This is a genomic window from Crocosphaera sp. Alani8, assembly GCF_038442745.1.
Classification (GTDB): domain Bacteria; phylum Cyanobacteriota; class Cyanobacteriia; order Cyanobacteriales; family Microcystaceae; genus Crocosphaera.
Window position 1 is genome coordinate 22,333 of record NZ_JARVCN010000322.1, and the last position, 6,704, is coordinate 29,036.

The 6,704-nt window shown below is 35.1% G+C and carries 6 protein-coding genes; 5 read left to right on the top strand and 1 reads right to left on the bottom strand.

The genetic code is table 11. From position 1 onward, the window contains the following. Positions 1 to 23: 23 nt before the first annotated feature. Both P9B04_RS17045 and P9B04_RS17050 read left to right on the top strand, forming a co-directional pair. Positions 24 to 1,250 carry a potassium/proton antiporter gene (locus P9B04_RS17045; protein WP_342056173.1) on the top strand — a complete coding sequence of 409 codons (1,227 nt, stop codon included), beginning with the start codon at positions 24 to 26 and terminating at the stop codon, positions 1,248 to 1,250. Positions 1,251 to 1,412: 162 nt separating this feature from the next. Beyond that, positions 1,413 to 2,597: an aspartate aminotransferase gene (locus P9B04_RS17050; protein WP_342056174.1), complete on the top strand. Its 1,185-nt coding sequence runs from the start codon at positions 1,413 to 1,415 to the stop codon at positions 2,595 to 2,597. Between the two features lie 4 nt (positions 2,598 to 2,601). On the opposite strand, the gene P9B04_RS17055 is transcribed toward P9B04_RS17050, so the two are convergent. Next, positions 2,602 to 3,438, bottom strand: coding sequence for a hypothetical protein (locus P9B04_RS17055; RefSeq protein WP_342056175.1), 837 nt, complete (start codon positions 3,436 to 3,438; stop codon positions 2,602 to 2,604). Positions 3,439 to 3,617: 179 nt separating this feature from the next. Here P9B04_RS17055 and P9B04_RS17060 point away from each other — a divergent pair, with 179 nt between their 5' ends. From P9B04_RS17060 to P9B04_RS17070, 3 genes are all read left to right on the top strand, one after another. Further along, positions 3,618 to 4,487, top strand: coding sequence for a tRNA (5-methylaminomethyl-2-thiouridine)(34)-methyltransferase MnmD (locus P9B04_RS17060; RefSeq protein ID WP_342056176.1), 870 nt, complete (start codon positions 3,618 to 3,620; stop codon positions 4,485 to 4,487). A gap of 124 nt (positions 4,488 to 4,611) precedes the next feature. Continuing rightward, positions 4,612 to 5,031 carry a hypothetical protein gene (locus tag P9B04_RS17065; RefSeq protein WP_342056177.1) on the top strand — a complete coding sequence of 140 codons (420 nt, stop codon included), beginning with the start codon at positions 4,612 to 4,614 and terminating at the stop codon, positions 5,029 to 5,031. 59 nt (positions 5,032 to 5,090) lie between these two features. Next, a partial coding sequence (locus P9B04_RS17070) for an nSTAND1 domain-containing NTPase (RefSeq protein WP_446718014.1) occupies positions 5,091 to 6,704 on the top strand: 1,614 nt, incomplete at its 3' end.

Genomic DNA, 6,704 nt, shown 5'->3' on the forward strand with positions numbered 1-6,704 from the left:
TCAATATACTCTAAAAATTAATCATGCTAATTTTATCTTTTGAATATATTTTGATCGCCACTGGACTATTATTATTAATTAGTGCCTTTGCCAGCAAATTAGCTAATAAATTTGGTGTTCCTGCCTTACTATTATTTCTCTTAATTGGAATGTTGGCTGGTTCAGATGGAATAGGGGGATTACACTTTGATAATTATGAAATTGCCAAAACAATAGGAGATTTAGCCCTACTTTTCATTTTATTTACCGGAGGACTGGAAACAAAATGGAAAAGCATTCAACCAATACTTATACAAGGGTTAATTTTATCTACTCTTGGTGTTACTTTAACCATGTTCTTTTTAGGATCTTTTGCTTGGTTTATGTTGGGTTCTTTTTCTTCCGTAATGGTAGGATTTGATGGTATTAACTGGGTAGAAGGTTTACTATTAGGGGCGATTATTTCCTCAACCGACGCAGCTGCAGTTTTTTCGGTTCTTAAGTCCAGTAATTTAAGCCTGAAAGGAAACTTACAGCCTTTACTCGAATTAGAATCTGGTAGTAACGATCCTATGGCAGTATTATTGACCATAGCTTTAGTGAACATTGTTAACACTGGCAATATTTCTTTACTGGATTTAAGTATTAGTTTACTTTTACAACTTGCTATAGGGATTATTGGTGGTTATGGGTTTGGTCTTTTAATAAATTGGACTATTAATAGCATTAAACTAAACACACAAGGTTTATATCCTGTTATTACTATTGGACAAGTATTATTAACCTATGGAATGATTACTTTTCTAGGAGGTAACGGTTTTTTAGGAGTTTATGTAGCAGGGATAGTATTGGGTAATAGCAACTTTATCTATAAAAATTCTATCGTTGACTTCTACGATGGTATTTCATGGCTAATGCAAATAGGAATGTTTTTATTATTAGGACTTTTAGTATTCCCTTCACAACTCGTAGCGGTTGCACCTGTTGCTGTAATAATTGCCTTATTTTTAATGTTTGTTGCCCGTCCTTTGAGTGTAATGATTGGATTAGCTATGAGTTCTTATAATGTTTCTGAGAGATTTTTTATTTCATGGGTGGGACTTAGGGGTGCAGTTCCGATTATTTTAGCTATTAGACCCATTGCAGTTGGCATTCCTGACGCAATAACTTTGTTCAATGTGGTATTCTTCATTGTCCTGATTTCTGTGTCCGTACAGGGCTTTTCCTTGGGGTTCACTGCCCGATGGTTAAAATTACAGAATGATGGTTAATTTTTCTGCTATTCAATCCATTAACCTAAAACCATAAAAGACATTGCTTGATGTACAGTAACCCAAATCATCACCCCTTCCACTCAAAATAATTCTTAAATAAAGAACCATAAGTTTTGCTATAATTATAGGCCGCTTGTAATTTTTAAAACTCCTGTGACTATGAGTTTGACTTGGATACGTCGCGCCGATCGCCTAAAAGCTTTACCTCCCTACGTTTTTGCTAGATTAGATGAACTAAAGGCTAAGGCTAGACAACAGGGATTAGATTTAATAGATTTAGGCATGGGAAACCCCGATGGTATGGCACCCCAACCAGTCATAGAAGGAGCGATCGCTGCCTTAGAACAGCCTCAAACCCACGGTTATCCACCCTTTGAAGGAACAGCCAGTTTTCGCCAGGCCATCACCTCTTGGTATCGTCGTTGTTACCGCGTAGATCTAGATCCTAGCAGCGAGGCGTTACCCTTAATAGGCTCAAAAGAAGGATTAGGTCACTTAGCCCTAGCATACATCAATCCTGGGGATGTGGTCTTAGTTCCTAGCCCTTCTTACCCGGCTCATTTTCGCGGTCCGTTAATCGCCGGCGCTGACCTTTATCCGATTATTTTATCAGCAGAAAAAGACTGGTTAATTGATCTTAATTCTATCCCCGAAAAGGTTGCTAAAGCCGCTAAAATTTTATACTTTAATTATCCTAATAACCCCACAACCGCCACAGCACCAAAAGCTTTTTTTGAAGAAATTATTAACTGGGCAACCCATTACGAAATCATGTTAGTTCATGATTTATGTTATGCAGAATTGGCTTTTGATGGGTATCAACCCACTAGCTTATTAGAAATTCCTGGAGGTAAAGAAATTGGGGTGGAATTTCATACCCTTTCTAAAACCTATAACATGGCTGGTTGGCGCGTGGGTTTTGTAGTGGGAAATGCAGAGATTATTCAAGGTTTAAGAACGTTAAAAACTAATCTTGATTATGGTATTTTTTCGGCTGTTCAAGCGGCTGCTGAAACCGCATTAAACTTACCCGATAGTTATATTAAAGAGGTTCAAAAACGCTACCGAACTAGAAGAGATTTTTTGATCGAAGGATTAGGGGAATTAGGTTGGCAGATCAAACCTTCTCAGGCTACTATGTATCTTTGGGTTCCTTGTCCAACTGGTAGCAACTCAACGGATTTTGCCCTAGATGTTTTAGAAAAAACAGGCATTGTTTTTACCCCTGGAAATGCCTTTGGAGAAGGAGGAGAAGGGTATATCAGAATTAGTTTAATAGCTGAATGCGATCGCTTGGGAGAAGCTTTGAACCGTCTTAAAAACGCAGGTATTTGCTATCAGTAATTACTTAATAGGCAGCCTTAATAGCTTCAAATTTATAATCATTAAAGTCATGGATTAATTTAGGTTTACTAAGCTGATTACAACCTTCAATTTGAACTCGATAAAGACAACCTTTTTCTGCATAAAAAATAGCATTATCTAACCATTCAGCCCATTCCCAATCTGGATAAATAAATAACTTTCCTGTATCATTATATAGAATATGTTCATCCCAATAACAACCTTTTCCTGGAGGTGAACCTGCTTGTTCGTGACAGATTTTTCTTAATATCCACTGGTGATATAATTTCTTTTCAAAAACAGTTTCGCTATCTAAATATACCTCATCTGACCATTCAATTAGTTTCCAACCATCCCGTTGTAATCGATTATAATAAACCGTAAGACATTCACCACCATAATAGTTAGGAGGGGTATAAGTTCTATTTCTTTTAACCTTATAACTATCGAAATATAACTCATGATTATCTATGTAACCACCGTTTAACCAATAAGAATTATTATCTAAAAATAAACCACCCCCAAACCAACAGTCACCCTTCGGAAAAAAAGCGATCGCTTTTAACCAAGGTACTCTAGCGATCGCTGTCCATGATCCCACATTACAATGCCATTTCCCATTCATGGCAAAATATATCCAGTAGTCTCCCAGTGAGGATATATCCGATCGTCTTTCATAGATACGTCCTTTTAACCACTGAGACACTCGAAAAATATCGTTTTTTCGATCCCAACCAATGATGCAAGTATGCTTAGATGGACCTCTTCTGATAATAATAGCTTGATCGCTTTTTTTCGCTACAAGGATGTGAAGTCTAGCAGGAAAACTTTGTTGTTCCATGATCTTCAAGAAATGAGTATCAAAAATTATTTTGGGTTTAAGTTTATATCTAAAATTGTTATTGCTTTATTATATAATAATACCGTGAGTTTTATTTTTACAAGTATGACAAAAAATTTTTAAATTTAGGATAATGATGATACACACAACTAATTTAACAGAAGTAGCTTGAAAAATAAATGTTAGAAAAAAGATTTATAAAAACAATTACCGATGACGGATCATACACCTTCTTTTCTGATGAGTTTGAAGAGTTATTTCATTCTCATTCAGGAGCAAAACAGGAAGCACAATATAAATTTATTGAACCTTGTCAAATTAAAGAAAAAACGACTCTTAAAAATACTATTAAAATTCTAGATATTTGTTATGGATTAGGGTATAATACCGCCGTTGCTCTAGAAAATATTTGGTCAATTGATCCCAACAAAAAAGTAGAACTTTTTGCATTAGAAAACAACATAAATGTGCCGTTACAAGCAATAGATTCTGACTTGTTAAATAATTTTTCTGAGAATGTTATTGATAACTTAAAAAACTTAACTAACAATCATAAAATCAAAACTAATCTTTTAAACGCTCAATTATTGCTAGGGGATGCAAGACAAACTATACAAATAGTAATTGATAAAAACTTTCAAGCAGACGCTATTTTTCTAGATCCTTTTTCACCTCCCAAATGTCCACAACTATGGACAGTAGAATTCATAGAATTATTGTCTAAGTGTTTAGTAAAAGATGGAAATTTAGCAACCTATTCTTGTGCCGCTTCTGTAAGAACTGCGCTACAATTAGCAGGGCTAAAAATAGGAGCCACTAGGAACGTAGGAAGGCGATCGCCTGGAACAATTGCTAACTGGAACGACAATAATTTACCACCATTATCCCAACAAGAAAAAGAACATCTACAAACCCGTGCGGCCATTCCATACCGAGATCCTAACTTATCAGATACAGCTGAAATAATCCAAATTAGAAGAGAAAAAGAACAAAGTCAAAGTAATTTAGAAACCAGTAGTCAATGGAAAAAAAGATGGTTTAATAAGTAATAGCTTCACATCTTGTAACTGTGTCATCAAGTGTTGATACGTGGCAAGTTTGCTAGTTTAAGACTATGGTTGATTATGCACAGAGGTTTAAAATTCCGCTATGATTAGGGTAGCTTCATAATTATTGGTAATTATCAAAGTTTTTCCTATGGACCCAATCACAACAGCGATAATAGCGGCTCTAGCTGGTTTGAGTAAAGATGCTATTAACGATAGCTATAAGGCTCTTAAATCAGCCTTAAAACAAAAATTTGGTCAAGACAGCGATTTGGTTGATGCTGTTGATAAATTAGAAAAAAAGCCTGATTCTAAAGGTCGTCAAGCTACACTACAAGAGGAAATAGAAGCTGCTCAAGCTTCGGAGGATTCTGACTTACTAAAATTAGCTCAAGCTTTACTTAGTACAATCAATGAGCAATCAGGTGGACAAAAAAATATTACAGTTGGGGATGTTAAAGCAACTGGGAAAGGTTCTGTTGCTATCGGAAGTTTTGAAGGTTCTGTTGATTCTATGGGAGTGATTAATAATAAAGCAAAAAAGTAATCATCTATAACTACTATTATGGCAACTATGACTTAAAACCTATTGATTCAAAAAAGCCTATTAAGGATAATCGAGTTTGTCCTTATCGTGGTTTATTCCATTTTGGACCTAATGATTCAGAGTTTTTCTTTGGACGAGATATATTTATTGACGAACTTTATCAAGCAACAAAAACCCGTAACTTTATTCCCGTATTAGGGGCATCTGGAAGTGGCAAATCTTCAGTTGTTTTTGCCGGACTTATACCAAAGTTGCAAAAGCAAGGTAATTGGTTATTTACTCATTTTCGTCCTGGTTCAGACCCCTTCCACGCTCTATGTTTAGCTTTAATTCCTCTTTATGCACCTAACTTAGATGAGACAGAAACTATCATTCAAAGTCGTAAGTTAACTAAATCATTATATACAGAAGAAATTTCCCTAACTGATATTTTTCTACAAATAAGAAATAATCATCCCAACCAAAGATTATTACTATTTGCGGATCAATTTGAAGAACTTTATACTCTTTGTAATGATTCAACAATTCAAAATAGTTTTCTAAATGTATTAATTTCTAACTTTTCTGAAGATAAAAATCAGGGGTTATCTTCTATTTCTAATTTATGCCCTATCCTAGTAACAACCATGAGGGCAGATTTTTTAGGAAATGCTCTTTCTTATCCTGATTTTGCTGATCTTCTCAGGAAAAATGACACAAAAATTAGATCAATGAACCGTGAGGAATTAACAGAAGTTATTGAAAGACCTGCTCATGACTTAGGAGTTAAATTTGAACCAGGTTTAGTGGAGCGTATTCTCAACAATATAGAATTTCAACCTGGTAATTTACCGTTACTAGAATTTGCTTTGACTGAGTTATGGAAACGAGGAAATAGTAAGGAATTGACTCATAAAATTTATGAAGAAATTGGTCAAGTTGAAGGAGCATTAGCTCGTCATGCTGATGAACAATATAAAAACCTAACTGCGATTGAAAAAGAAAAAGTAAAACATATTTTTATTCAATTAGTCCGTCCAGGAGAAGGGACAGAAGATACAAGAAGGCTCGCTATTAAAGGGGAATTGGGAGAAAACAATTGGTCTTTGGTTAAACAATTAGTTGATGCTCGATTAGTGGTAACTAGTCGGAATGTAACAGAACAAGAGACGGTAGAAGTTGTTCATGAATCATTAATTAAGAATTGGGAAAAATTACGAGAATGGATGAATAAAGATCGTGTTTTTAGAGCTTGGCAAGACCGTTTACGCTCTGCAAAAGAAATATGGGAAGCCACTAATCAAGATAAGAACTCTTTATTACGAGGTGCTGCCTTAGTTGAAGCAGAAGAAAGATTAAAAGAACGTCCTGATGATTTATTAGCTGAGAAATTTTTTATTGAAGAAAGTATTAAAGAAAAAACTCGTAGTGAACAACAAGAAAAACAAAGACAACAACAAGAATTAGAAAAAGAAAAAGAAAAACAAACTAATAAAAAATTACGTTTAGGTTCAATAGGTTTGAGTATAGTTACCTTAATTGCTTTTCTAACTGCTGGATGGGCATGGAATCAAACTCGAAGAGCCGAACTAAACTTAGCTGATTCTATGGCTCGTAATGCCTTATCATTACTGAGTGAAGGGTATCTTCTCAAAAAGCCAGGGGTCACTCGCTGCGAAAACTTAGGCCAAACA

Bases quoted from the DNA above. Each gene is read 5' to 3' on its own strand.
- P9B04_RS17055 (WP_342056175.1), bottom strand. From the start codon at position 3,438: ATGGAACAACAAAGTTTTCCTGCTAGACTTCACATCCTTGTAGCGAAA.
- P9B04_RS17050 (WP_342056174.1), top strand. From the start codon at position 1,413: ATGAGTTTGACTTGGATACGTCGCGCCGATCGCCTAAAAGCTTTACCT.
- P9B04_RS17045 (WP_342056173.1), top strand. From the start codon at position 24: ATGCTAATTTTATCTTTTGAATATATTTTGATCGCCACTGGACTATTA.
- P9B04_RS17060 (WP_342056176.1), top strand. From the start codon at position 3,618: ATGTTAGAAAAAAGATTTATAAAAACAATTACCGATGACGGATCATAC.